Origin of the sequence: Paraburkholderia sp. SIMBA_053 (genome assembly GCF_046534895.1) — a bacterium.
GTDB lineage: Bacteria > Pseudomonadota > Gammaproteobacteria > Burkholderiales > Burkholderiaceae > Paraburkholderia > Paraburkholderia caledonica.
This window is the reverse complement of record NZ_JAWRXU010000822.1, coordinates 1-266: the sequence shown is the minus strand read 5'-3', so window position 1 is coordinate 266 and position 266 is coordinate 1. Positions and strand designations below refer to the sequence as shown.

The window sequence follows — 266 nt, the reverse complement described above, 5'->3', positions numbered from 1 at the left end:
ATGATCGCGACGTGCATCACGATCCACGCAAGCACGGCGTAAAAGAGCGCGACAAAAGTCGCTTCGTATCCGCGGCGTTGAAAGTACGGCCAGATCAGTGCGAACAGCACGCCCCACGCAAGCGCAAAGACAAAGTGAATGCCCGTGCCGACGACATACGCCCACACGCCGATCGATTCCTGCACCACCTTGCCAAACACCAGCCCCGTCGCGTTGCGTGGAATGCCCGCGAGCGGCATCAGATGCTGGATGCCGACCCACACCAC

General features: G+C 60.5%; 1 pseudogene. It reads right to left on the bottom strand.

What is annotated here, in order from left to right:
• Positions 1-266 (bottom strand): annotated as a pseudogene (locus tag SB753_RS37865) (hypothetical protein); the annotation flags it as partial.